This is a genomic window from Flavobacterium mekongense (assembly GCF_047038255.1).
GTDB classification, from domain to species: Bacteria; Bacteroidota; Bacteroidia; order Flavobacteriales; family Flavobacteriaceae; genus Flavobacterium; species Flavobacterium mekongense.
The window spans coordinates 444992-471154 of record NZ_CP174374.1 but is presented as its reverse complement, the minus strand read 5'-3'; the positions used below and the strand labels follow the sequence as shown (position 1 = coordinate 471154).

Sequence of the window (26163 nt, the reverse complement as noted above, 5' to 3'; positions counted from 1 at the left end):
CAATTTTGTAATTCCTAATTTATCATGCGCTGGACACTTAAAACCAAACCATCACCGGATAAAGTCAAAGCTTTAGCAGCCGAACTCAAAGTAGATGAGTTGATTGCGATGCTTTTGGTACAGCGAGGTATTGAAACCTTTGAAGCCGCACGCCAATTTTTTCGTCCGAGTTTGGCTGATTTACACAGTCCATATTTAATGAAAGATATGGACAAAGCGGTAGCTCGAATTGAAGCAGCTATTGCCAATGCCGAAAACATTTTGGTCTTTGGCGATTATGATGTAGACGGTACAACAGCAGTTTCTTTGGTGTCGAGTTATCTGAAAAGTTTTTATCCCAATGTGGCTACCTATATTCCTGATCGTTACAACGAAGGTTACGGGGTTTCTTATCAAGGGATTGATTTTGCTGACGACAATGGTTTTACCTTGATTATTGCTTTGGATTGCGGCATAAAATCCATCGATCATGTGGCGTATGCTAAGGAGAAGCAGATCGATTTTATCATATGCGATCACCATCGTCCGGGTGACACATTGCCTGAAGCTGTGGCCGTTTTAGATCCCAAAAGAGCCGATTGCGACTATCCGTACGACGAATTGTGCGGTTGTGGCGTCGGGTTTAAATTGATTCAGGCTTTGGCGCAAAATCGTAACCAAACCGTCGAAGATTTGGTGCCTTATTTGGATTTAGTAGCTACAGCCATAGCCGCCGATATTGTTCCGATGACTGGTGAAAACAGGGTTTTGGCCAAGTTTGGTTTGGAGGTCATTAATAGTAATCCGCGACCCGGCATCAAAGCTTTGGTTCAGAATGTCAAAAAGAAAAAACTCACCATAACCGATGTTGTTTTTATTATTGCGCCACGCATTAATGCGGCTGGACGTATCAAACACGGTAACGAAGCTGTGGCTTTGCTTACAGAATACGATTTAGAACAGGCCGAGTTTTTTGCTTCCGAAATAGAGCAACACAACAGCGATCGTAAGGATTTAGACAAACAAATTACCGCTGAAGCCTTATCGCAAATCACAGAAAATGAGGAAACTAAAAAATTCACCACAGTCGTTTACCAAGAAAATTGGCATAAGGGTGTAATCGGTATTGTGGCTTCACGTTTGACCGAAACTTACTATCGACCAACCATAGTTTTTACCAAAAGTGGCGACAAGTTAGCAGCCTCAGCGCGGTCGGTCAAAGATTTTGATATTTACAATGCTTTAGAAGCTTGTGCGGCACATTTGGAACAATTTGGAGGACACATGTACGCAGCGGGAATGACTTTGAAAGAAGAAAATTATGCAGCGTTCAAAGAAGCCTTTGAAAGAACGGTAGAAGAAACGATACATCCCGATTTATTAACCCCGGAAATTACAGTGGATGCCGAAATTAATTTGACGGATATCAACGAGAAATTGATTAGAATTCTGAACCAGTTTGAACCTTTCGGACCACAAAATATGACGCCGGTTTTTATGACCAAAGGGTTAAAAGATTCCGGTTATGCTAAAGGGATAGGTTCCGAAGAAGACCATTTGAAGCTCTACGTCAAACAAAACAATTCTCCCGGATTTGGAGCCATTGGTTTTGGTTTAGGGAAGAAATTGGATTTGGTCAAAAACCAGCAATCTTTTGACGCTGTGTATTGCATAGACGAAAACGAATTCAACGGAAAGGTTTCAGTACAGCTACGGTTGAAGGATTTACGATAGTTTAGTATTGCTTCAGCTCAAAAGTCTCACCATCAAAAACACCGTAAGTAAAATAGCCAATCCAATCGCCAAGGTTAACGTATTCAGCATTTTCCCCTACAGAAATTACCATAGGCAAATGGCGATGCCCAAAAACCAAGTAGTTGTAGTGTTTGGTTTGTAGTTTTCGCTTGCAGTATTGGATCAACCACTCGTTTTCTTCGCCTAAAAATTTCACATCGGCTTCGCCCGAAATCAGTTTATTTTTTACCGATAAATATTGAGCCAAACGCATTCCGATATCCGGATGCAACCAACGGTACAACCATTTGGAAAAAGGATGGGTAAAAACTTTTTTCATGCGTTTGTAGCCTTTATCACCCGGGCCTTTACCATCGCCGTGACCGATTAAAAATGTTTTGCCGTTAAATTCAAATTCCTGATTGTCGCGGTAAACCGGGATGTTCAGTTCTTTTTCAAAATAATCCTGCATCCACAAATCGTGGTTGCCTACAAAAAAGTAAATCGGAATACCGCTGTCGCGAATTTCAGCTAATTTACCCAAAACACGTACAAATCCTTTGGGTACAACGGTTTTGTATTCGAACCAAAAATCGAACAAATCGCCTAACAAAAAAATAGCTTCGGCGTCTTGCTTTACTTCATCCAACCACGCTACAAATTTTTGCTCACGAGGAAAACTGGCTACCGCTGTTGGAGCACCAAAGTGTTGGTCGGAGGCAAAATAGATTTTTTTGTTGGGTGTAATTTGCATGTAGCTAACTTATGAATTATCCGATGCGTACCATTCGGCAAAAGAGGTTTCGGTTTCTTGCAGTTTTAAGGAATGTAAGGCGATATTATTGGGTAAACGATTTTTTATTTTTTGGGCAAAATCGGTTACCATATTTTCACTGGTAGGTTGGTAATCTACTAAAATCACATGATGTCCGCGCTCTTTGAGTTCGTTGGCTAATTCTATATGGGGTGTGTTTTTATTGAAAACCGTGGCATGGTCGAACACATCCACAATTTCTTCTTTTACAATCTTTTTTAAATCCGAAAAATCGATTACCATACCAAACTTCACATTGGAAGTGTCAGTAATAGGTTGCCCGATTACCGTTACCGATAGTTTGTAACTGTGTCCGTGAACATTCTTGCATTTTCCGTCATAGCCGTAAAGTGCGTGACCGGTTTCGAAAGAAAACTGTTTGGTAATTCGGATGTTGCTCATGAAAAAAGTTTTAATGCTGCAAATTTAGTAAATATAACTACAGCTCGTCTTGTCTTTTTTTGGCTCTGCGATACATCAACCAAGCCAACCCTGCTAATACGGCAAATGGCAAAATATAACCAATCCAAACGCCTATCATGTAGCCATTATCGGGGGCGTTTTTTATTTTTTCATCGATATTGACTTGCTGAAGAAGAGAAATTACTAGCATCATTTATTTTTTAAATTCGTTAAGTGCTTTTTTGGTAAAATCCGACAGTACCAATTTTCCGGAGATTGCAGCTCTCTCATATAAAAGGGTGTCCCAATTTTCGGTACCTTGCCAAAATACTTTCTTCATGGCTGCTAAAGCATCCGGATGATAGGAAGCCAATTTTTTGGCCATGGATAAAGTTGCTTCAGTTAGCTCGTTGTAACTGTCAAAAACATCAGCATAAAGTCCTTTTTCAACAGCCCAATCCGCCGTTTGCCAATGGTTGGGTTGAAGCGCCAAAACCGACATGGCATTCTTGCCGATTTTTCGAGATACGGCAGGTTCAATCACAAACGGACCAATCCCAATGGCGATTTCGGATAATTTAATTGAGGCGTCTTGGTATGCATAGGCAAAATCACAACCGGCTGCCAAACCAACGCCACCGCCAACGGCTTTACCCTGTATTTTTCCAAGGATAATTTTAGAGCAGTTGCGCATTGCATTAATCACATTAGCAAAACCGGAGAAGAATTTTTTCCCGTCTTCAAGGTTGTTTATCGAGAGCAATTCGTCGAAAGAAGCCCCGGCGCAAAAAGTTTTTCCTTCGCTTTGCAGTACAATTACGTTGACTTCAGAATTGTTGCTTAGTGCTTGGAGTTCCTGAGTTAGTTTGTCTAATAAATCACTCGGAAATGAGTTACTGGCCGGATGACTAAAGGTAAGAAAGGCAATTTTGTTTTCAATTTGGGTTTGGATATACCCGTTTGTATTTTCGGAAGACATAAAATGAATATTTAAGGTAAATTTACAACAAATCTCAAAAAAAGATGTGTTTGAAGTTGTTTTTTGTTTGCAGAAAATTATATATTTGTCGTCTCAAAAACGGGGATGCAGCTCAGTAGGCTAGAGTGTCCCGATAGCAATCGGGAAGGCCGGTTTTGAGATTCAAATATTGGGGATGTAGCTCAGTTGGCTAGAGTGCTTGACTGGCAGTCAAGAGGTCGTGGGTTCGAGCCCCATCTTCTCCACAAAGTCCTGAGAAATCAGGACTTTTTCTTTTTGAATATGTTTTACGTTCATATAATTTATTCCGAATTACTTAATAAATACTATGTTGGTTCTTGTCAAAATATTGATGAGCGCCTACGTGACCATTTGAACAGTCGCAGTAAGTATACCAAATCAGCTAAGGATTGGAAATTGAAGTATTCAGAATCATTTTTCTCAAGAAGTGAGGCTTATCAACGTGAAATGCAGATTAAGAAAATGAAAAGCAGGACTTATATTGAGAAATTAATCAAAAATAGTTATTAGAGTGTCCCGATGGTAATCGGGAAGGTCGTGGGTTCGAGCCCCATCTTCTCCACAAAAAACTTGAATCATCGATTCAGGCTTTTTTTATTTTTCGTTTTTCAAGTCTTCCGCTACTTTCTCCAATTCGCTGTACCAATCTTGACCGAATTTTCGAATTAAGGCTTCTTTGACAAATTTATAAACAGGAACTTGCAGTTCTTTGCCCAAAGTACAAGCGTCATTGCAAATGTCCCAACGGTCGTAATTGACAGCAGCAAATTCGCTGAAATCTTTCACGCGAATCGGATACAAATGACAAGAAACCGGTTTTTTCCAGTCGACGATACCTTGGTTATAGGCTTGTTCAATACCGCAAAGTGCCGTTTTTCCGTCAAAAATTACATAAGCGCAATCTTTGTTGTCAATTAATGGCGTTTCTAAATCCTGATCGGTACCAACAACCCAAGTGCCCAGTTTTTCGATGGCTTCAATACCTTCTTTGCGTAAAAAAGGTTTGACTTTCGGATAAATTTCTTCCAAGATTTTTGTTTCGGCTTCACTCAAAGGCGCACCGGCATCGCCGTCTACACAACAAGCACCGTGACAGGCTGAAAGGTTGCACACAAAATCTTTTTCGAGTATATCTTCAGATACTATGGTTTTGCCTAATTGAAACATTTGATATTAAGAGGAGGAAGCCCAGTGGACCTCAGGTATTTTAAATAGATTAATTTTTTTGCTGCGGCTAAAAGCCAAAGCTCAATTTTTAATGCAAAGGTAAAATCAAAAATCGTTATAAACGATTAAAATCCTAATTTTGCAAAAAAAAACGAGATGAATTTAGACTTCAGAGAAATTGCTACCGCTACCATGGTTTTGTTTGCCGTGATTGATATAGTGGGAAGCATACCGGTAATTATTGATTTACGTGCTCGGTTTGGTCATATTCAATCTGAAAAAGCGTCGATGGTTTCCGCCGGTATTATGATTGCTTTTCTCTTTGTTGGGGAAGAAATTTTGAAACTAATAGGTATTGATGCCAATTCTTTTGCGGTAGCCGGTTCGTTTGTGCTGTTCTTTTTGGCTCTGGAAATGATTTTGGGAATCAGATTGTATCGGGATGAAGAAGCCAATTCTGCTTCTATTGTTCCCATTGCATTTCCCTTAATTGCCGGTGCCGGAACTATGACCACTTTATTGTCTTTACGGGCAGAGTTCCAATCGATTAATATTATCATTGCCATACTTTTGAATATTATTTTGGTGTACGCTGTGTTGAAATCGTCTTCCAAAATTGAAAAAATGCTAAGCAAAAATGGGTTGAGCATCATCCGAAAAGTATTTGGCGTAGTTTTATTGGCTATAGCTGTTAAATTATTTGCTGCTAATGTTAAAGGACTATTTGTCTGATTTTAAAAATTAGTATTTTTGTCCTATAAATTCAATCCATGAAAATTTTTACTACCATATTAATTGTTATTGCTTTTGCCCTGATTGCTTTCAACGTAACGATGTTGGATTTCAGTAATTTGTTTGAAGGCGATAGCTTAGTGGCGCTAATAGGAATAGCTGCGGCCCTATGTGCCATGTTGATTCTTTTGATTTTCAGAATGTCGAAGAAAATCGAAGAAAAACTGAAAAATTAACTTCTTTTAAATTTCAATTTCAAAGCATTAAATTTCAAACGATTGAATATTGAGATTTAATTTTTGGAGTTTATTTCTAAATTGCTTTTTAACATTTGTTATTTTCCTTCTATGTACGATGTTTTAATTATTGGCGGCGGTGTTTCGGGCATGTCTTGTGCTTTAATTTTAGGTTCTGCTCAAAACAAACCTTTTGTAGCCGATAAAAAAATAGGGATTATAGCGCACCAAAAAGCATCTTCCTTACAAGATGCCTTGTTCAATAACGCTTATGGTATTCCGCCCGGGAAATTGGGTTCAGACATACTCACGGAAAGCGTAACACAATTGCATCAATTATATCCGCATATCGAGCAAATTTCGGGTGAGAAAGTAATGAAGATTGAAGGTGAAGTCGGAAATTTCAAGGTGATAACCAATAAAAATACTTATGCTTCCAAAATGGTAGTCATTGGCATCGGAGCTGCTAATCCGTTTACAATTGAAGGTTTGGAAGCTTATGTGATGCCGCATCAAAAAGTAATTCCTGAAAAAAACAGAATCCAACTTAAAAATACCGATCATAAAGTAACCGAAGGTATCTATGTTACCGGAACCTTAGCCGGTTGGAGAAGTCAGTTAGCCATAGCCGCCGGAAGTGGCGCTGCAGTAGCTACTGATATATTAACGGAATGGAACAATGGCGTTCATGTGCAAGTGCACGACAGTATTCGCAAATAACTATTTCAAAATCGCTTTCAACATGGCGTCGTCCTTTAACAGGATTCGGTAATATTGATTTTCGCCAAAAAGTTGGCGGGCAAACTCAGCCGACAAGTATTTTTTAACCAAAGAATCGTTAGTAAGAACGTTTATTTCCAAGCCCGATTTTGTTAAGTAAGTTTGAAACTTACCGACTATGGTTTTGTCAGTATAAAATTGGCTTAGAAAAGATTTTAGATCTAAGCCGTCATAACTCTTTCTGTTTTGGTCGAGTTGTTCAAAAACAAAATGACCAACCAAGCCCGAGTTGAGCACATAAGCCAAATTTTCTTCACCCTTTTTTACTTCTAAAGGCACAAAAATATCCGGAACAATACCGCCGCCGCCATATACAATGCGCCCTTTTTTAGTTTTGAATTTCAAGGAATCGGCCACTTTAATTTTGTCTTTGGCATACAATTCACCACTTTCAAAACGCTTTTCAAAATCGTGTATGTAGGCTTCGCTGTTGCCTTTGGTGTAAGGTTTTTGAATGGAACGTCCGCTTGGCGTGTAATAGCGTGAAGTAGTTAGTCTAACCGCTGAGCCGTCTTCAAAACCCATTTCACGTTGCACCAAACCTTTTCCGAATGAACGTCGGCCTACGATGGTTCCGCGATCATTATCTTGAATGGCACCGGCCAAAATTTCACTGGCGGAAGCCGAGTTTTCATCAATCAAAACATACACTCTTCCGGTTTCAAAAATGCCTTCTTCGGTGGCAAATGTTTTGTTGATAGTGCCTCGTTTATTTTTTGTAAAAACGATAAGCTCTTGGTCTTTCAATAATTCATCGGCAATTTCCACGGCTTTTTCCAAGTAACCGCCGCCGTTGTCGCGCAGGTCGATGACCAAAGTATTAATGCCTTGTCTTTTGAGTTGTTCTAAGCCTTCGCGAAATTCGGTATAAGTGTTTTCGGCGAAGCGATTGATTTTGATATAGCCTGTAGTTTTGTTCAGTTTTAAGTAGGTGTCAACACTTTTAATAGGGACTACATCACGGACTACCGGAATTTTGAGTTTTTTTCCGGAGTTTTTTCGGTAAACCGTAAGCAAAACCGTCGAGCCTTCTTCACCTTTGAGTTTGTTGAACAAGCTGTCGGTGGGTAATTTTCTTCCGAAGAGTTTTGATTTATCGGCATACAAAATACGGTCTCCTGCCAGTATTCCTGCTTTTTCGGCCGGGCCGTTTTCCAGCGGCCGTACTACGGTTACGGTGTCTTTGTACATGTAGAAATTCACGCCAATCCCAACAAAGTCACCGCGCATGAGTTCAGCTTCGGTGGATTGTTCGCTGGGCGGAATATAAACCGAATGCGGATCGAGATTGGCCAAAATGCTGTTCACTGTTAAGTCGACTATCGAATCCGAATTCACATGGTCTACATATTCATCGTCTATAAAGTCGATAAGTTTGTCTATTTTGGCTTTTCGGGCGTTGGCTTTGGATAAAGAGCGTTCCGGAAAATTAAGCATACCGCCAATTACGATGCCCAAGGCAACGCAGGAGAACAGCAAAAGGGGTAAGTATTTTTCCTTTGATTTCATGTGCGAAAAGCAATGGTATAGTTGGTTATTCCAGTTCGTCGATCTTGGTGACTTCAATACCGGCTTTTCTCAAGAAATCCAAGCCCGATTCGTCACGGTAACCCTTGTGGTATACCACGCGTTTGATGCCCGATTGGTGGATTAATTTGCTACATTCTTTACAAGGCGAAAGCGTAATGTAAAGCGTAGCGTTTTCACAACTTTGGGTAGAACGGGCTACTTTGGAAATGGCATTGGCTTCGGCGTGTAAAACGTACCATTTGGTTAAGCCTTCGTCGTCTTCGCAGCAGTTTTCAAAGCCGGAAGGCGTTCCGTTATAACCGTCGGAAATAATCATTCGATCGCGAACAATAATGGCGCCTACTTGCTTGCGCTTGCAATAGGATAGTTTGCTCCATTCGGCGGCAATTCTGAGGTAAGCGATATCGTATTTTTGTTGTTTCTTCTCTTTCATTTCCTGAAGTTCAAATGGTTTTTCAGTTAGCCCCGATAGTCGTGGAAATCCTTTTTAAATGGGAACCATTTGAAAAGATTGTAACAGATAGCGGGAAAACGGATAGCAAATATACCCAAACCTTTAGCTCCAAAACAATTTATTTAACCCAAATTTCACTTTGCATAATCATGGGAATTACCACACCGGCTATAAATGCGGATATCATCAATATCCAATCGCGTTTGGAGAATTTGAGTAAGGTTTGCATCACATAAGCCAACAATAAAGCGGCCAAGACAACAATGATTTGGGCTACTTCTATCCCTAAAGCAAACTCAAAAAGCGGCCATAACTTATCGGTTGGTTTACCGGTTAGGATGCTGTTGAAATAGTTGGAAAAGCCCAATCCGTGGATGATACCAAAAAAAACCGTTACCGCACCTGTAAAAGAAACACCATCTTTTTTGGATGATTTACCCGAAATGATAATGTTATAAAGTGCAGTTGACAAAATAGTAATAGGAATCAGGAATTCGACTATGGCCGGTTTGATGGCTAAAATGTTAAACACGGACAAGAAGAGCGCCAAGGTATGGCCAAGGGTAAAAAGTGAAATGAGGATTAAAATGCGTTTCCACGATTTGAACTCGTAAGGTACTGTTAGTGCCAAAAGAAACAAAACATGGTCGTAGGCGTTGAGGTCGAGCACATGTTTTAATCCGATATTAAAGTATATCCAGAAATCTGACATGGTAGTGAATAGGTTGTTAGTGTGGTAAACTTACAATTAATTTTAATTGCCGTTTTAAAATAAATCCTAAAATCGATAAAAAACATTTACAGAATTGGTTTTCTGAAACGGGAAATTGGCTTATATTTGCCGTATTAAAACCTATACCATTATGTCTATTTCAGATTTATTTGACAGCGAGTTTAAAAGCAGAAATAAGGGTCATTTTTCCGCTATTGTTCGTGTGGCTACTGCCGACGGCGATTTGAGCAAAGAAGAAAAAGAGTTCTTAGATAAATTGGCTGTTCGTTTAGAAATATCGCCTGCAGAATATGAAGAAATTCTGGAAAATCCTTTAAAATACCCAATTAATCCACCGTATTTACACGTACAACGTTTAGAGCGTTTATACGATTTATCGCGTATGGTTTATGCCGATCACGTTCTCGGTCCAAAACAAAAAGAAATCCTAACCAAGTTTGCCTTGGCTTTAGGATTCACGCCGGGAAATGTACCTTACATTGTGGACAAAGCATTGTCACTTTTGGTGATGAATGTGGATTCGGATACGTTTGTATATGAAATGACACATATGAATAAGTAATTATTACTTATCAGTACAAAAAGAGAAGCCTGAATCATTGATTCAGGCTTCTCTTTTTGTGCTCAGATAATCAGATACTTAAACATACTTCGCCATAAACTCTTCCGCTTTTTTCACCATATTATAACTGCCGCAAAAGAATGGTACGCGTTGGTGTAGTGCTGTCGGTTGGATTTCCATGATTCTGCCAAAACCGTCGGTAGCTTTTCCACCCGCTTGTTCTGTTATGAATGCCATAGGATTGCATTCGTACAACAAACGCAATTTTCCGTTCGGCGATTTGGAACTCGTGGGATAAATATAAATACCGCCTTTAATCATGTTGCGGTGAATATCGGATACTAAACTTCCTATGTAGCGGGACGTGTAAGGGCGATCACCTTCTTCGAGCTGGCAGTATTTAATGTAATCTTTTACGCCTTGCGGAAAATGGACATAATTCCCTTCGTTGATAGAGTAAATATTACCGTCTTTGGCAAATTGCATATTGGGGTGCGATAAGTAAAATGTACCGATGGCCGGATTCAAAGTAAAACCATTCACGCCGTGTCCGGTAGTATAAACCAACATGGTTGAGGTGCCGTAAATAACATAACCCGCTGCTACTTGTTGGGTTCCGGGTTGTAGAAAATCTTGAATGCTAACCGGAGTACCCACAGGTGTTACCCTGCGATAAACCGAAAAAATGGTGCCTACAGAAACATTTACGTCGATATTGGATGAACCATCGAGCGGATCCATCAACACCACATATTTGTTGCTATGACTGTTATCAGAACCGGCTACAGTAATATAATCATCATTTTCTTCTGAAGCGATACCGCATACGATTTCGCGATTAATCAAGGTTTGGATAAACACTTCATTGGCATAAACGTCCAGCTTTTGTTGGTCTTCGCCTTGAATATTTTGGTCTCCGGCAGCGCCCACTATATCCACCAATCCGGCTTTGTTTACTTTATAATTGACTACTTTGGCAGCCAATCGGATGGAGTTGATAATGCGAGATAATTCGCCCGAGGAATATTTGAATTCCTCTTGTTTTTCGATGATAAATTCCCCTAAGGTTTTGTTGCGTTCTTCCATTACGAAATCGTTGTAGTTGTGGGTGCAAATATCGCTAAAATTGTCAAAGAAAAAATCTATTCCTAAAAGAAATTATTAATTGTATTTTTGTGAACCCTAGACCTTTTTGGTCTAAAGGTTACCAAGCAAAATTTTACAGCAGATGAACATTCGCAAAGGTGAAAAAAAAGACATGCCGGCCGTTTTGGATTTGATTCGAGAATTGGCCATTTTTGAAAAAGAACCCGATGCGGTTGTAGTAACCGTGGCCGATTTAGAACGAGACGGTTTCGGTGAAAATCCACTCTTTTATACTTTTGTAGCCGAAGTAGAGAATGACTCAAGCGATAGCGAACAAGAGAAGCAAATTGTAGGCATGGCTTTATACTATTACCGCTATTCCACTTGGAAAGGCAGAACAATCCACTTGGAGGATTTAATCGTCAAAGAAGAAATGCGCGGCAGTGGTTTAGGCTTGGCGTTGTACACCAAAATTATAGAGCAAGGTAAAGCAGACAACGTACTCAGAATCGAGTGGAATGTGTTGGATTGGAACACGCCGGCCATCGAATTTTATAAAAAATCGGGCGCCAAAATCTTAGCCGATTGGGATGTAGTACAAATGGACGAACAAGGAATCAATGACTTTTTAACTAATTTATAATGAGAATTTTCAAATTTGGTGGCGCTTCAGTAAAAGATGCCGATGGGATTAAAAACGTATTCAGTGTATTGGAAAAAGTAGGTCACGAAGACACGCTTTTGGTGATTTCCGCTATGGGAAAGACCACAAATGCGTTGGAAGTTGTGATTAAAAATTATTTCGAGAAATCGAACGAATTGCATTCTTCCTTACAAGAAGTCAAGAAATACCACTACCAAATTTTGATGGATTTGTTCGAAGATGAAGAACATGATGTGTATTTTGCCGTGAACAGTCATTTTGCCGATTTGGAGTATTTTATCCGAAGCAACAAATCGCCCAACTACAACTTTGTGTACGACCAAGTGGTAAGCTACGGCGAAATTATCTCTACAACGATTGTCAGCCACTATTTTGCCCAAGCCGGCTTAAAAAACAATTGGATTGATGTGCGCAATTTTATCAAAACCGACAATACTTACCGCGATGCTAATGTGGATTGGGAAAAAACCCAACAACTCATTTCAAAAGGGGTAAAGAAAAAAGCGCTCAATATTACCCAAGGATTTTTAGGTTCCGATGAAAACAATTTCACCACTACTTTGGGTCGTGAAGGTTCTGATTACACAGCGGCTATTTTTGCCTATTGTTTGAATGCCGAAAGCGTAACCATATGGAAAGATGTTCCGGGTGTGATGAATGCTGATCCGCGCTACTTTGAAAACGCCATATTGTTGAATCAAATTTCCTATCGCGAAGCTATTGAATTAGCATTCTACGGCGCTACAGTAATTCACCCGAAAACCTTGCAACCATTACAAAGAAAGGAAATTCCGTTGCACGTTAAATCGTTTATCAATCCGCTATTGCCTGGAACCAGTGTTTCCAAAGGCAAAGATTTAGAGCCGCACACGCCATGTTATATAGTGAAAAGAGATCAATTGTTGATTTCATTGTCGTCTATCGATTTTTCCTTCATCATGGAAGAAAACATCAGCGAAATTTTTGCGCTGTTCCACCAATACAAAATGAAGGTAAGCTTGATTCAAAATTCGGCCATTAGTTTCTCAGTTTGTGTGGAAGACAAATTCGGGAATTTCAATGATTTGAAAAATATCTTGGCCAAAAAATTCAAAGTGGCGTATAACGAAAACGTTTCTTTGTACACCATTCGTCACTTCAATAAAGAAGCCGCCGAAATGGTAGAAAAAGGGAAAACCGTCTTGCTGAAACAAATTTCTCGTGAAACCTTGCAAGTGGTTACTAAAGAGTAAACCCAAACCGCGAAGACTAAAATATAAAGTGTTCGCGGTTTTTTTATATTAAAAAGCCTATTTTTACGTTATTAAGATATGCTGAAAAAAGGGCTTTTATTGTGGGTATTATTCAGTTTTTCCGGGCTTTCAGCTCAGGAAATCAATTCGCTGTACCGAACCAAAAAAATCCTGCCTTCCAAAGATACCATCGCCATTGAAAAAGTCAGTATCAGCCCGAGTTTCTTCAAACTACTCACTCGCGAAGGCAAAGAAGTCGATACGTCATTCTATAAAATCGATTTCAAAACCGGAAAGTTAGTTTTTAAAAGCAATTTCACGGTCACCGACACCATTACCATTCGCTATTTTAACTATCCGGAATTTTTAACCAAAACCTACAGCATTTACGACCAAGACAAAGTGGTGCCTAACGAAGCCGGATTTTTGGTTAAAACCGACCGTTCGGTGAAAAAGTTTGTCCCGTTTGAAGGCTTAAACACTTCAGGAAGTATCACCCGTGGCGTAACCATCGGGAACAATCAAAATGCTTCAGTAACCTCGAATTTAGATTTACAAATCACCGGAAAAATCTCTGATAAAGTCTCGCTTCGGGCTTCGATTCAGGATTCTAACATTCCGCTGCAGGAAAACGGTTATTCCCAAAAGTTAGACGAATTTGACCAAATTTTCATCGAATTATTTACCGATAAATGGAGCATACGCGCCGGCGATTTATTCCTGGAAAATCGGCAATCGCGTTTCCTTAATTTCAACAAAAAAGTGCAAGGTTTGGCTACCCGGTTCACGCTGGGCGAGGAAGACAACAAAACCGAAATTTTTGCTTCGGCTGCTCTGGTCCGTGGTCAATATGCCCGAAGCACTTTTACCGGACAAGAAGGCAATCAAGGCCCGTACAAGTTGCGCGGCAACAACGGAGAGTTGTATGTGTTGGTGATTTCGGGTTCGGAAAGGGTTTATGTAAACGGAATACTCAAAAAACGAGGCGAAAACAACGATTATATCATTGATTATAATGCAGGAGAAATAACCTTTACGTCTTTGTTTCCCATCAATTCCGAAATGCGAATTGTAATCGAATACCAATATTCGGATAGAAATTACACGCGTTTTGTGACCTACGGTGGCGTAAATCATACGGCTAAAAAATGGAGTTTGGGCGGCTATTTGTATTCTGAAAACGATGTCAAGAACCAACCTTTACAGCAAAGTTTGTCGCCCGAGCAAGTCGACATACTCAACAACGCCGGAGACGACATCAACCAAATGAACGCACCATCGGCTTACCTTGATACGTATTCTGACAATAAAATTTTGTACAAAAAAGTCATCGTAAACGGCGTTGAGGTTTTTGAATATTCGAACAACCCGAACGACGAATTGTATAATGTACGCTTTACTTTGGTGGGCAATAACTTAGGCAATTACATCCTAACCAATACCGCGGCTATCGGAAAAATTTACCAGTATGTTGAACCTGTTGCCGGCATTCCGCAAGGCAATTACGAGCCGGTAGTGCGATTGGTAGCACCTACGAAAATCCAAATCGCCACTGTTTTAGGGAAATACAATCCGAATGAAAAAACCGTAGTTGATTTTGAATTGGGCGTGAGCAACAACGACCAAAATTTGTTTTCTTCTTTAGACGATGAAGACAATAAAGGTGTAGCCGGAAAGCTCAATTTCAAACAACGATTACTCACTAAAAAATGGCAGGTTGATGCTTTTGGGAACTACCAATTTATACAAGAAAATTTCAGAACCATTGAGCGGTTATTTAATATTGAATTCAACCGCGACTGGAACTTGACCACTTTCTCCGGAAATCAAAGTTTAATTGTGAACGGCTTGGATTTTATCCTGCCGCAAAAAGGCAAGCTGACCTATCAATTCGAGAAATTGGATTTTTCCAAAAGCTTTAACGGTAATCGTCACTCGGTTAACGGATTTTTCAAACTCAATCAATGGAACTTACAACAAAATACCAGCGTTTTGAACAGCGACGGAAATTTTGCTAAATCTACCTTCGTTAGAAACCAATCGCAAGTGCGCTACCATTTTAAGAAGAATTGGATTGGCGGAACGTTACGTTTGGAAGATAATAAAGAGCGTTTGGCGGCGACCAATCAGTTGTCTGCGTTAAGCCAGAAATTTACCGAATACGGTGCTTTTGTCGGCCGGGGAGATAGTGCCAAAGTCTTTGTAGAACTGGGTTATTTGCAAAGGGTAAACGACAGTTTGCAAAACGGTTTGGTAAAAAGAGTCAACACTTCGCAATCGTATTACTTAAAATCGCGCCTGATTCAAAACGACAAAACCAATCTATCTTTGTTTGTCAATTACCGCAATCTGAAATTTGAAGCTGCCGACCGTGAAAACGAACCGTCTCTCAACTCCAGATTGTTGTACAACGATCAGTTTTTTAAGCAAAAAGTACAGCTTAGTACAGCTTATGAAACCACTTCAGGCACCATTGCACAACAGGAATTTACGTATTTGGAAGTCGAACCCGGACAAGGCGTTTTCACTTGGATAGATTACAACAACAACGGTATTCAGGAATTACAAGAGTTTGAAGTAGCACCTTTTCCGGACCAAGCCAAATATGTACGGGTGTTTTTGCCGAACCAAGTTTTTGTGAAAACCCATCAAAATAAATTCTCGCAGTCGTTAACCTTAAACCCCGCGCAATGGCAAAACGCTAAAGGATTTAAAAAGTTTTTGTCGCATTTTTACAATCAAACTTCGTATTTAATCGAACGCAAAATTAGAAGAGAAGGGGGCAATTTCGATTTGAATCCGCTGCCTAATAATAGCGACAACCAATTAGGATTAAACACCAGTTTCCGCAATAGTTTTTTCTACAATCGCGGCAAGCAAAAACATTCAGTTACCTATAATTATACCCAAAATGAACTCCGAGCCTTATTAACGGTAGGTTCGCAATCCAGTCAAAACCAATCGCATCAGTTACAGTATACGCACTTACTGCGAAAGGTTTGGTTGTTTAATTTCAGTACTAAGATTAATCAAAGCGGACTGACTTCGGAGAATTACGAAAGCAAGAACTTTAAAGTCGAGGGCTATCAAATTAACCCGAAGATTTCCTATTTGTTCAGCAAGAATGCGAGTTGGGATATTTTTTACGAATACCAAAACAAGGAAAATAGACAAGGCAATTTGGAAACTTTATCCCAACAACGTTTCGGAACTTCTTTTACTTATGCTGGTGAAAAGAAGATTACAGCCAACGGCGAATTTTCACTGTACCAAAATACTTTTGAAGGCGATGCTTCCCAGCCGGTAGCGTTTCAAATGTTAGAAGGCTTGCGTCCGGGCCGAAATTTAACGTGGCGCTTGTTGTTGCAGAAGAATTTAACCCAATACTTAGACATCAATATCAATTACCAAGGGCGAAAATCGGAAACCAGTCAAACCATACATACCGGTAATGTTCAGTTAAGAGCATATTTTTAAGCGGAATGATTTTTGGAAGTGTTTTTTTAGTAATTTTAGTCATCAACTAAAAAGCAAACATTATGAGAAAATTATTTTTATTGTGTGTGGCATTCCTTTTATCCACTGCAATCTTTGCCCAAACAACGAAAGAGAAATCTGTTATGGATCCGGCAAAAGTAGAGGCAAACAAGAAGAAAGAAGCCTCTAAATCGGTGTTTAGTAAGACTAAAGCCGCCAAAGAGAAACAAGAGAAGGAAGCTTCAGCGGTCAAATTAAAAAAAGACGGAACGCCGGATAAGCGATTTAAAAAAACAGCTGTGCCTTTAAAAAAGGATGGAACACCGGACAAGCGTTTCAAATCAAAAGATAATAATGCTTCAGCAAAAGGCGAAATGAAATCGGCGGAAGGCAAAGCCAAATCTGCCGCCAATAAAGCAGAAGCCAAAGCCAAAAAAGAAGTCAAAGAAAGAGAGTCGAAAGAAAAAGCCCCAAAAAACAACAAAGACAAAGTAACCGGTTCTTATAAAGGAAAGAAAGTATATACCGGGCCAAGAGGCGGTAAATATTACATCAACAAAAACGGGAATAAAACCTATATTTCCGAAGACTAAAACAAGCGTTTGGCTTTAACTTTTGATAAAGTGGCTTTCTGTACTCAGAAAGCCACTTTTTTTATCCCTAAAATCTTGTTTTCAGAAGCTTTTAAAATGTTAAAATTTCACCATCAGTAAATTCTTAATTCCCTTTGTTTTAGGGGTTTTTGATGATTTTTAAAAAAATAAATCTCTGAAAATCAATAACTTAAAAAATGATTAAAAAGGTTAAACAAAATCCATATTTGTTAAAAACTAAAGCCGATTGTGAATAAGTTTGACTTTCATTTTACGTTTGGTTTGACAATCTTTGTAACAGACAGATTTAAGTAAATTTCTCCCAAATAATCCAAAAAAATAATTCAAAATGGCCGCTATCGAACCAATTTTACAAGAAAACAAAAACCGCTTCGTGATTTTCCCTATCAAACATCATGATATTTGGGATTGGTACAAAAAAATGGAAGCCAGTTTTTGGACCGCCGAAGAAATCGATTTACACCAGGATTTATCGGATTGGAATAACAAGTTAAATGATGATGAAAAGTACTTTATCAAACATATTTTGGCTTTCTTCGCTGCTTCTGATGGTATAGTGAATGAAAATTTAGCCGAAAATTTTGTCAATGAAGTACAATATCCGGAAGCTAAATTTTTCTATGGTTTCCAAATTATGATGGAAAATATTCACAGCGAGACTTACTCGTTGTTAATTGATACCTATGTAAAAGACGAAGCCGAGAAAAACGATCTTTTCCACGCGATTGAAGTATTTCCGGCCATTATGAAAAAGGCCGAATGGGCTTTGCGTTGGATTAAATCGGATTCGTTTGCCGAAAGATTGATTGCTTTTGCTGCGGTAGAAGGGATTTTCTTCTCAGGAGCTTTTTGTTCTATTTATTGGTTGAAGAAACGCGGATTAATGCCGGGATTAACTTTCTCTAACGAATTAATTTCTCGCGACGAAGGCGTTCACTGTGATTTTGCGGTGCACTTGCACAATCACCATTTGGTGAACAAAGTGTCTAAAGCCAGAATCACAGAAATCATCACCGATGCGTTGAATATTGAGCGCGAATTCATCACCGAATCCTTACCGGTAAGTTTGATTGGAATGAACGCGGCTTTGATGACACAATATTTAGAGTTTGTGGCCGACCGACTACTAGTGGAATTAGGTTGTAAAAAAGTCTACAACTCTACCAATCCTTTTGATTTCATGGACATGATTTCACTGCAAGGGAAAACCAATTTCTTCGAAAAACGTGTGGCCGAGTACCAAAAAGCCGGCGTAATGTCGAAAGATACCGAAGATCAAAAAATCAGCTTCGACGCTGACTTCTAAGAAATGCAGTAGCCTAGCCCGGATGGCAGTGGCATCCTTTTTTTGTTTGTCATGCTGAGCTTGTCGAAGCACAAACAAAAAAAGATACAACGGACAGCCGGATTTGCTCCTCATAAAACCGCAGAAGCTTCTTCTGCAAGTTAAGGGATTAACAAAAAACAAAACAAGTAACTCGAAGTAGCGAAGGGATTCTCTATTTCACAAAAACTAACAAGTATGTACGTAGTAAAAAGAGACGGTCACAAAGAACCGGTAATGTTTGACAAAATCACGGATAGAATTAAAAAACTATGCTATGGTTTAAATGAATTGGTAGACGCTGTAAAAGTAGCGATGAAAGTTATCGAAGGATTGTACGACGGCGTAACCACTTCCGAACTCGACAACCTGGCTGCCGAAACTGCCGCATCGATGACGGTTACGCACCCGGATTATGCACAATTAGCCGCTCGTATTGCTATTTCCAACTTGCATAAAAACACCAACAAATCGTTCTCGGAAACCATGAACGAAATGTATCACTATGTTAACCCAAGAACCAACCAAGCCGCACCGCTACTTTCTGAAGAAGTGCACAACGTTATCCAGGAAAATGCAGAGTTCTTAAACTCACACATCATATACAATCGCGATTTCAATTACGATTATTTCGGTTTTAAAACCTTAGAGCGTTCGTATTTATTGAAAATCAACGGTAAAATTGTAGAGCGTCCGCAACACATGTTAATGCGTGTTTCTGTCGGGATTCACTTAAACGACCTTGATGCGGTAATTGAAACTTACGACTTAATGTCGAAAAAGTTCTTTACGCATGCTACACCTACCTTATTCAATGCCGGAACACCTAAACCACAAATGTCTTCTTGTTTCTTATTGACCATGAAAGACGATAGCATCGACGGGATTTACGATACCTTGAAAAACACCGCTAAGATTTCACAATCTGCCGGTGGAATAGGGTTGTCTATCCACAATGTTCGCGCTACAGGTTCCTATATCCGTGGCACTAACGGTACTTCTAACGGAATTGTACCAATGTTACGCGTATTCAACGATACCGCACGTTACGTAGACCAAGGCGGCGGAAAACGCAAAGGTAGTTTTGCCGTTTATATTGAACCATGGCATGCCGATATCATGGATTTCCTTGACTTGAAAAAGAACCACGGAAAAGAAGAAATGCGTGCCCGCGATTTATTCTACGCCATGTGGATGTGCGACCTGTTCATGAAACGAGTGGAAGAAGACAGCACTTGGACTTTGATGTGTCCGAATGAATGTCCCGGCCTATACGATGTGTACGGAGACGAATTTGATGCCTTATATACTTCTTACGAAGCCCAAGGTCGTGGTCGTAAAACCATCAAAGCCCGTGAGTTGTGGGAGAAAATCCTCGAATCGCAAATTGAAACCGGAACACCGTATATGCTGTACAAAGACGCAGCGAACCGCAAATCCAACCAAAAGAATTTGGGAACCATTCGCTCGTCTAACTTGTGTACCGAAATCATGGAGTACACTTCCGAAGATGAAATTGCCGTGTGTAACTTGGCTTCAATTTCCCTACCAATGTTTGTGGAAAACGGCCAATTCAACCACCAATTGTTATACAACGTAACCAAACGCGTAACCCGCAACCTTAATAAAGTAATCGACAGAAATTACTACCCGGTTAAAGAAGCTGAAAATTCTAATATGCGTCACCGTCCGGTAGGATTGGGTGTTCAAGGTTTGGCTGATGCCTTCATCTTGTTGAGAATGCCTTTCACCAGCGACGAAGCCAAACAATTAAACCAAGACATCTTCGAAACCATTTATTTTGCCGCGGTTACCGCTTCAATGGAAATGGCCAAAGAAGAAGGACCGTATTCTACTTTTGAAGGTTCTCCTATTTCCAAAGGAGAATTCCAATACAACCTTTGGGGATTAAAAGATGAAGATTTATCAGGCCGTTGGGATTGGGCCAGCTTGCGCAAAGAAGTTATGCAACACGGGGTAAGAAACTCTTTGTTGATGGCGCCTATGCCAACCGCTTCAACCTCGCAAATTTTAGGAAACAACGAAGCTTTCGAACCATATACTTCTAACATTTATACGCGTCGCGTATTGTCGGGCGAGTTTATCGTAGTGAACAAACACTTATTGGAAGACTTGGTAAAACGCGGTTTGTGGAACGAAGACTTGAAACAGGAAATTATGCGTCACAACGGTTCGGTACAAAATATTGAAAGAATTCCGGCCGACTTAAAAGAACTTTACAAAACCGTTTGGGAAATGTCTATGAAAGACATCATCGACATGTCGAGACACAGAGGGTATTTTATCGACCAGTCACAATCGTTGAACTTGTTCATGCAAGACGCCAACTTTGCCAAACTAACGTCAATGCACTTCTACGCTTGGAAAAGCGGCTTAAAAACCGGGATGTATTACCTAAGAACCAAAGCTGCAGTAGATGCTATCAAGTTTACGTTAAACAACGATAAAAAAGCAGAACCAACCGCCGAACCGGTAGCTGTAGAAGTAGTAGCACCAACCGAAAACGGAGAAATGACCGCCGAAGATTTTGCCGCTATGGTAGAACGCGCTCGTGCCGCTGCCGCCAATGGTGGTGACGACTGCGAAATGTGCGGATCGTAAACAATTACGAATTTAGAATTACTAATTGAAAAACAGCTGTCAAGAGATGGCTGTTTTTTGATTAATTTTAGGAGCTAATCCCGCTTTACGTTCCAATCTTTTTAAAATTAAAAAGGATTTCCACTACAATCGGGGCTAGGGCCAATCCCGTTAGGGATTTAATATCGGTAAACCATGTCAAAACAAAAAAAAGGAGTCTACACCGGCATCATCCAAAAAGACGAAAACGGTAATTATTATTGCGGGGAATACTTATTGGATTACCAATATACGGAAGCGAATTTTAAAGTCGGAGACGAAATCAACATCAAATCCGTCATCGCCAATCCCAGCGATAAAAGCTACAACCAATACCCAAAGAAATCCCGGCATTTTTTCTTGGCCAACGAAAAAGAGTAACACATGAGTAACCGTCAATATACCATACCCGACGAAATTATTGCCTCTAACGGTAAGCGTTTTGCCAACTTTGTTATCGATTATGTGGCTCGTTTGGGACTAACATTTGTTATAGGTATGATAGCCGCTATTATTGGGGTTTTAACAGGCAATGAAGAGATAGTCCTTTTTTTCCAAAACATCACACGCATTCAAGAACTCACCATCGGTTTGGTAGTGTTACTGATTTATTACAATGTTTTTGAAATCTTTTTTGGTACTACAGTTGGCAAACTCATGACCAAAACCGTAGTGGTAGACGAATACGGAGAAAAACCTACTGCCAATGCTGTTTTAATCCGCAGTTTGTGTCGTTTGATTCCTTTTGAAGTCTTTTCGTTTTTCGGAACACCTTGCATAGGTTGGCACGACAGCTTGTCGAAAACCTATGTGGTTAACAAAGAAGACTTGCGCATCAGCAAAGAGTTGTTCCATTCGTTTGAAGAAATTGGAGAAAATCCTGAAAATTAATCATGAAACTGATTCGAACTACTTCAGACCACCCCGACTTCGGACAGTTAGTAGCCGAATTAGATGCTTATTTGCGAGTTTTAGATGGCGACGATCACGAGTTTTACGCGCAATTCAACAAATCCAGTTTGCTTAAAAATGTGCTGATTGTTTATAAAAATGAGTTTCCGGTTGGCATCGGAGCTTACAAAGAATACGACTCGCAAACCGCCGAAATCAAACGCATGTACACTCGCCCGGATTACCGCGGACAAGGCATCGCCAAAACCATTATAACCGAACTGGAACTTTGGGCCAAAGAAGAAGGTTATTCAGTGGCCATACTCGAAACCGGTCATTTGCAAAAAGACGCCATTGGTTTATACCAAAAATTAGGCTACGAAATCACCGATAATTTCGGGCAATACATAGGCGTGGAAAACAGTGTTTGTATGAAGAAAATCCTAAAATAAAGTTATCTTTACTTCTGAAATCAAAAATCGTTAATCAACAATCATCATTAACATGACCTGGGAACAATTGCTCTCTCTAAAACGCCAAGGCGATACCGGTAAACGTTTGCGCATTGAACAAGATGACACGCGTCTCGGCTTTGAAGTCGACTACGATCGTATTATTTTCTCTTCAGCCTTTCGCAGTTTGCAAGACAAAACCCAAGTCATTCCTTTGTCGAAAACCGATTTTGTGCACACACGTTTGACGCATAGTTTGGAAGTTTCCGTCGTTGGGCGTTCCATAGGAAGGTTAGTCGGCAAAAAAATCATAGAAAAGTATCCCTATCTCAAAGAAGTCCACGGCTATCACATGAACGATTTCGGAGCGATAGTCGCTGCAGCTGCTTTGGCACACGATATCGGCAATCCGCCGTTCGGACATTCGGGAGAGAAAGCCATAGGGGAATATTTTTCGATTGGCAAAGGCCAACAGTACAAAGACCAACTCACGCCCAAAGAATGGCAGGATTTAGTCGATTTTGAAGGCAATGCCAATGGCTTTTCCATCTTAACGGGTTCGCGTCCGGGCATAGAAGGCGGTTTGCGTTTGTCTTATGCTACACTTGGGGCATTTACCAAATACCCGAAGGAAAGTCTGCCCAAAAAACCCACCAAAAACATAGCCGATAAAAAATATGGTTTTTTCCAATCTGATGTCGCTTTTTTCAAAGAAGTCGCTGATGAGTTGGGCATGATTCCCAACAAAACCGGTGAAGATGTTGGTTACGAACGCCATCCGTTGGCTTTTTTAGTCGAAGCGGCTGATGATATTTGCTACACCATTATCGATTTTGAAGACGGCATCAATCTCGGCTTGGTTTCCGAAGATTACGCTTTGGAGTATCTAATCAAATTGGTCAAAGACACTATTGATGCAGCGAAATACCAATCGTTGACCACCAAAGAAGACCGCATCAGTTATTTGCGTGCTTTGGCTATCGGGAATTTGATTAACGATGCGGTTCGCGTATTTGTTGAAAACGAAGCAGCAATACTGCAAGGGAAATTCCATTTCGCCTTAACCGACAAAAGTAAATACAAAGCCCAAATGGATGACATCATCAAATTAAGCGTCAAAAACATTTACCAAAGTCGGGAAGTGATTGAAAAAGAATTATCGGGTTACCAAATCATCAATAATTTACTCGATAAATTCATTACAGCTTATAACAATACTTACAACGGTAAGGCTACCAATTACGATAAGTTGTTAATGAAGATTTTACCCGAGAAACACCATTTGGAAAAAGAAAGTCTGTACGAAAGATTGCTGCACATTTGTCACTTCATTTCAATGCTCACTGATGGGAAAGCAGTGCAATTGAACAAAATAGTGACGGCTTAATCTTCGTCTTCTTCTAACAAGGTAGAAAACAGCGATTTCAAACCATCCACATCGATATTGCAGAATTGTTGCAACTCATCTACCGTGCCATGTTCGATAAAATAATCGGGAACCCCGCAAAGGAAAATTTCGTTGACGTAATCATTTTTGGCAGCAAATTCAAGTATAGCACTACCAAATCCGCCGGTGGTTACACCATCTTCTACAGTGATAATCGTTGAGAATTTATCGCAAATCTTGTGGAGTTTCTTTTCGTCTAAAGGCTTGACAAACCCAAAATGATAGTGCGCAAAATAGCCGTCTTCTTCTATTTCATTTAACGCAGCAGTTACATTAGTCGCAATCGTTCCGGTAGATAAAATGGCGACTTTTTTGCCTTTTTTGAGTTTTTGCGCTTTACGAATTTCTATTTTTTGGAAATCGCTTGGGAATTTCCAGTCGGCATTTTTACCTCTGCCACGCGGATACCGAATGGCAATCGGATGTTTCAATCCTAAAGAAGCCGTAAAAAGGATGTTTTGTAAATCGATTTCATCTTTAGGTGCATAAATCATAAGGTTCGGAATACACCGCAAATAGGCTATGTCAAATACGCCGTGATGTGTGGCTCCGTCTTCGCCCACTAAACCCGCGCGGTCTAAACAAAAAATTACCGGTAGGTTTTGCAAGGCTACATCGTGTATCACTTGGTCATAAGCACGTTGCAGAAAAGTGGAATAAATGTTGCAAAAAACCACCATGCCTTGGGTGGCCATACCGGCGGCCAAGGTTACGGCGTGTTGTTCGGCAATCCCAACGTCAAAAGCGCGATTTGGGAATGCTTCCATCATAAATTTCATCGAACTTCCGCTGGGCATAGCCGGCGTAATCCCAATTATTTTAGGGTTGTTTTTAGCCAGTTCAACCAAAGTCAACCCAAAAACATCCTGGAATTTCGGCGGTAAATGTTCCTCGGATTTTTTGATAATTTCTCCGGTAGCGGCATCAAATTTACCTGGTGCGTGGTATTTCACTTGGTCTTCTTCGGCTTGTTGTAAGCCTTTGCCTTTGGTCGTTATGATGTGTAAAAACTTCGGTCCTTTGACTTTTTTGAGCCGCTCCAACTCTTTGATTAGCGTTGGCAAATCATGACCGTCAATCGGACCCGAATAGTCGAAGTTTAACGATTTAATCATGTTGTTTTGCTTCGGGTTTTTACCTTCTTTGACTGCGGTTAAGTAGTTCTTTAAGGCGCCAACGCTCGGGTCAATGCCGATAGCATTGTCGTTTAAAATCACCAGCAAATCGGCATCGGTTACCCCGGCATGATTCAACCCTTCAAACGCCATTCCGCTGGCAATTGAGGCATCGCCAATCACGGCGATGTGGTGTTTGTTTTCACCTTTAAGCTGGGATGCAATCGCCATACCTAAAGCCGCTGAAATGGATGTAGAAGAATGGCCTACGCCAAAAGTATCGTAAATGCTTTCGCTGCGTTTCGGAAACCCGGAAAGGCCACCCAATTGTCGGTTGGTGTCGAATTTTGTTCGTCTTTCGGTTAAAATTTTATGACCGTAGGCTTGATGCCCAACATCCCAAACCAGTAAATCTTCGGGCGTATTAAACACATAATGTAAAGCTATAGTCAATTCAACTACACCCAAACTGGCGCCCAAATGACCTTCTTTTACGGCAACAATATCAATGATAAATTCGCGTAACTCCTTTGCCAGTTGTGGCAATTGTGTTACATCGAGTTTTCTTAAATCCGATGGCGTATTGATTTGTTGCAGCAATTTTTTTGACATGCCACAAATGTACGAATTGAAATTGTATTTTTGTTTTATGGAAAATCCTTTCACCGACGAGTATTTTATGAAAAAAGCCTTGCAGGAAGCCGAAATGGCTTTTGAAAAAGGCGAAATTCCCGTTGGTGCCGTTATTGTAATCGATAACAAAGTGATTGCCCGCAGCCATAACCTCACCGAAATGTTACACGATGTAACCGCTCATGCCGAGATGCAAGCCATTACTTCGGCGGCCAATTTTATCGGTGGGAAATACCTCAAAGGATGTACTTTGTACGTTACTTTAGAACCTTGCCAAATGTGTGCCGGTGCTTTGTACTGGAGTCAGATATCCAAAGTGGTTTTCGGCGCTTCCGATGAGCAACGCGGTTTCCAAAAATTAGGCACCCAATTACATCCTAAAACCCAAGTGGTTAAAGGAGTTTTGGCTGAAAAAGCCGCTGATTTAATGGTCAGATTTTTTGCGGCCAAACGCCCATAAAAAAT

The 26163-nt window shown here is 40.2% G+C and carries 27 protein-coding genes and 1 tRNA gene; 18 read left to right on the top strand and 10 right to left on the bottom strand.

Annotation, left to right across the window (positions count from 1 at the left end):
* The first annotated feature begins 24 nt into the window (after positions 1-24).
* On the top strand, positions 25-1713 hold the full coding sequence (recJ, locus tag ACJG85_RS01915) for a single-stranded-DNA-specific exonuclease RecJ (protein ID WP_412476790.1): 1689 nt from the start codon (positions 25-27) through the stop codon (positions 1711-1713).
* A 1-nt stretch (position 1714) separates the two neighbouring features.
* Here recJ and ACJG85_RS01910 read toward each other — a convergent pair whose 3' ends face one another.
* The 4 genes from ACJG85_RS01910 to ACJG85_RS01895 are packed head-to-tail and all read right to left on the bottom strand — an operon-like array spanning position 1715 to position 3908.
* Entirely contained in the window at positions 1715-2467 is a 753-nt protein-coding gene (locus ACJG85_RS01910; protein ID WP_409678399.1) for a UDP-2,3-diacylglucosamine diphosphatase, read from the bottom strand.
* A gap of 9 nt (positions 2468-2476) precedes the next feature.
* Positions 2477-2929, bottom strand: coding sequence for a 6-pyruvoyl trahydropterin synthase family protein (locus ACJG85_RS01905; RefSeq protein ID WP_409678396.1), 453 nt, complete (start codon positions 2927-2929; stop codon positions 2477-2479).
* 37 nt (positions 2930-2966) lie between these two features.
* Positions 2967-3143 carry a hypothetical protein gene (locus ACJG85_RS01900; RefSeq protein WP_409678393.1) on the bottom strand — a complete coding sequence of 59 codons (177 nt, stop codon included), beginning with the start codon at positions 3141-3143 and terminating at the stop codon, positions 2967-2969.
* Entirely contained in the window at positions 3144-3908 is a 765-nt protein-coding gene (locus ACJG85_RS01895) for an enoyl-CoA hydratase/isomerase family protein (protein ID WP_412476789.1), read from the bottom strand.
* 171 nt (positions 3909-4079) lie between these two features.
* Between ACJG85_RS01895 and ACJG85_RS01890 the strand changes: the two genes are divergently transcribed.
* Together ACJG85_RS01890 and ACJG85_RS01885 are read left to right on the top strand one after the other, a co-directional pair.
* A tRNA-Ala gene (locus ACJG85_RS01890) sits at positions 4080-4153 on the top strand.
* A 37-nt stretch (positions 4154-4190) separates the two neighbouring features.
* Positions 4191-4439, top strand: coding sequence for a GIY-YIG nuclease family protein (locus ACJG85_RS01885; RefSeq protein WP_412477181.1), 249 nt, complete (start codon positions 4191-4193; stop codon positions 4437-4439).
* Positions 4440-4523: 84 nt separating this feature from the next.
* Here ACJG85_RS01885 and ACJG85_RS01880 read toward each other — a convergent pair whose 3' ends face one another.
* Positions 4524-5096, bottom strand: coding sequence for a DUF3109 family protein (locus ACJG85_RS01880; protein WP_412476788.1), 573 nt, complete (start codon positions 5094-5096; stop codon positions 4524-4526).
* 156 nt (positions 5097-5252) lie between these two features.
* On the opposite strand from ACJG85_RS01880, the gene ACJG85_RS01875 reads away from it, so the two are divergent.
* The 3 genes from ACJG85_RS01875 to ACJG85_RS01865 all read left to right on the top strand — a co-directional run bounded on the left by ACJG85_RS01875 (position 5253) and on the right by ACJG85_RS01865 (position 6784).
* Entirely contained in the window at positions 5253-5828 is a 576-nt protein-coding gene (locus ACJG85_RS01875; RefSeq protein WP_409678384.1) for a MarC family protein, read from the top strand.
* A gap of 38 nt (positions 5829-5866) precedes the next feature.
* Positions 5867-6064 carry a hypothetical protein gene (locus ACJG85_RS01870; protein ID WP_409678381.1) on the top strand — a complete coding sequence of 66 codons (198 nt, stop codon included), beginning with the start codon at positions 5867-5869 and terminating at the stop codon, positions 6062-6064.
* Positions 6065-6175: 111 nt separating this feature from the next.
* The gene (locus tag ACJG85_RS01865) at positions 6176-6784 is read left to right on the top strand and encodes an FAD-dependent oxidoreductase (protein ID WP_409678379.1); all 609 of its coding nucleotides are present in this window, start codon (positions 6176-6178) and stop codon (positions 6782-6784) included.
* On the opposite strand, the gene ACJG85_RS01860 is transcribed toward ACJG85_RS01865, so the two are convergent.
* From ACJG85_RS01860 to ACJG85_RS01850, 3 genes are all read right to left on the bottom strand, one after another.
* Positions 6785-8353, bottom strand: coding sequence for a S41 family peptidase (locus ACJG85_RS01860; protein WP_412476787.1), 1569 nt, complete (start codon positions 8351-8353; stop codon positions 6785-6787).
* Between the two features lie 25 nt (positions 8354-8378).
* Positions 8379-8807, bottom strand: coding sequence for a deoxycytidylate deaminase (locus ACJG85_RS01855; RefSeq protein ID WP_409678373.1), 429 nt, complete (start codon positions 8805-8807; stop codon positions 8379-8381).
* A 139-nt stretch (positions 8808-8946) separates the two neighbouring features.
* Positions 8947-9540: a HupE/UreJ family protein gene (locus ACJG85_RS01850; protein WP_409678371.1), complete on the bottom strand. Its 594-nt coding sequence runs from the start codon at positions 9538-9540 to the stop codon at positions 8947-8949.
* A 151-nt stretch (positions 9541-9691) separates the two neighbouring features.
* Here ACJG85_RS01850 and ACJG85_RS01845 point away from each other — a divergent pair, with 151 nt between their 5' ends.
* The gene (locus ACJG85_RS01845) at positions 9692-10123 is read left to right on the top strand and encodes a TerB family tellurite resistance protein (protein WP_409678368.1); all 432 of its coding nucleotides are present in this window, start codon (positions 9692-9694) and stop codon (positions 10121-10123) included.
* 78 nt (positions 10124-10201) lie between these two features.
* Here ACJG85_RS01845 and fbp read toward each other — a convergent pair whose 3' ends face one another.
* Positions 10202-11209, bottom strand: coding sequence for a class 1 fructose-bisphosphatase (gene fbp, locus ACJG85_RS01840; protein WP_409678366.1), 1008 nt, complete (start codon positions 11207-11209; stop codon positions 10202-10204).
* A gap of 142 nt (positions 11210-11351) precedes the next feature.
* Between fbp and ACJG85_RS01835 the strand changes: the two genes are divergently transcribed.
* From ACJG85_RS01835 to ACJG85_RS01790, 10 genes are all read left to right on the top strand, one after another.
* Positions 11352-11852: a GNAT family N-acetyltransferase gene (locus tag ACJG85_RS01835; protein WP_412476786.1), complete on the top strand. Its 501-nt coding sequence runs from the start codon at positions 11352-11354 to the stop codon at positions 11850-11852.
* Positions 11852-13105 carry an aspartate kinase gene (locus ACJG85_RS01830; protein WP_412476785.1) on the top strand — a complete coding sequence of 418 codons (1254 nt, stop codon included), beginning with the start codon at positions 11852-11854 and terminating at the stop codon, positions 13103-13105. The genes ACJG85_RS01835 and ACJG85_RS01830 overlap by 1 nt, the downstream gene beginning before the upstream one ends.
* A gap of 78 nt (positions 13106-13183) precedes the next feature.
* Complete coding sequence (locus ACJG85_RS01825) at positions 13184-16582, top strand: hypothetical protein (RefSeq protein ID WP_412476784.1); 3399 nt, start codon at positions 13184-13186, stop codon at positions 16580-16582.
* 62 nt (positions 16583-16644) lie between these two features.
* Entirely contained in the window at positions 16645-17175 is a 531-nt protein-coding gene (locus tag ACJG85_RS01820; RefSeq protein WP_409678355.1) for a hypothetical protein, read from the top strand.
* 349 nt (positions 17176-17524) lie between these two features.
* Positions 17525-18502, top strand: coding sequence for a ribonucleotide-diphosphate reductase subunit beta (locus ACJG85_RS01815; protein ID WP_409678352.1), 978 nt, complete (start codon positions 17525-17527; stop codon positions 18500-18502).
* Between the two features lie 216 nt (positions 18503-18718).
* On the top strand, positions 18719-21142 hold the full coding sequence (locus ACJG85_RS01810) for a ribonucleoside-diphosphate reductase subunit alpha (RefSeq protein ID WP_409678348.1): 2424 nt from the start codon (positions 18719-18721) through the stop codon (positions 21140-21142).
* A 174-nt stretch (positions 21143-21316) separates the two neighbouring features.
* Positions 21317-21541: a hypothetical protein gene (locus ACJG85_RS01805; protein WP_290875668.1), complete on the top strand. Its 225-nt coding sequence runs from the start codon at positions 21317-21319 to the stop codon at positions 21539-21541.
* Positions 21542-21544: 3 nt separating this feature from the next.
* Complete coding sequence (locus ACJG85_RS01800) at positions 21545-22051, top strand: RDD family protein (protein ID WP_409678343.1); 507 nt, start codon at positions 21545-21547, stop codon at positions 22049-22051.
* A 2-nt stretch (positions 22052-22053) separates the two neighbouring features.
* The gene (locus tag ACJG85_RS01795; RefSeq protein ID WP_412476783.1) at positions 22054-22503 is read left to right on the top strand and encodes a GNAT family N-acetyltransferase; all 450 of its coding nucleotides are present in this window, start codon (positions 22054-22056) and stop codon (positions 22501-22503) included.
* 52 nt (positions 22504-22555) lie between these two features.
* The gene (locus ACJG85_RS01790) at positions 22556-23890 is read left to right on the top strand and encodes a deoxyguanosinetriphosphate triphosphohydrolase (RefSeq protein ID WP_412476782.1); all 1335 of its coding nucleotides are present in this window, start codon (positions 22556-22558) and stop codon (positions 23888-23890) included.
* On the opposite strand, the gene ACJG85_RS01785 is transcribed toward ACJG85_RS01790, so the two are convergent.
* A complete protein-coding gene (locus tag ACJG85_RS01785) occupies positions 23887-25677 on the bottom strand; it encodes a 1-deoxy-D-xylulose-5-phosphate synthase (RefSeq protein ID WP_412476781.1) in 1791 nt (596 codons plus the stop codon). The two genes, ACJG85_RS01790 and ACJG85_RS01785, sit on opposite strands and share 4 nt — an antisense overlap.
* A gap of 37 nt (positions 25678-25714) precedes the next feature.
* Here ACJG85_RS01785 and ACJG85_RS01780 point away from each other — a divergent pair, with 37 nt between their 5' ends.
* Positions 25715-26158 carry a nucleoside deaminase gene (locus tag ACJG85_RS01780; RefSeq protein ID WP_412476780.1) on the top strand — a complete coding sequence of 148 codons (444 nt, stop codon included), beginning with the start codon at positions 25715-25717 and terminating at the stop codon, positions 26156-26158.
* Positions 26159-26163 lie beyond the last annotated feature (5 nt).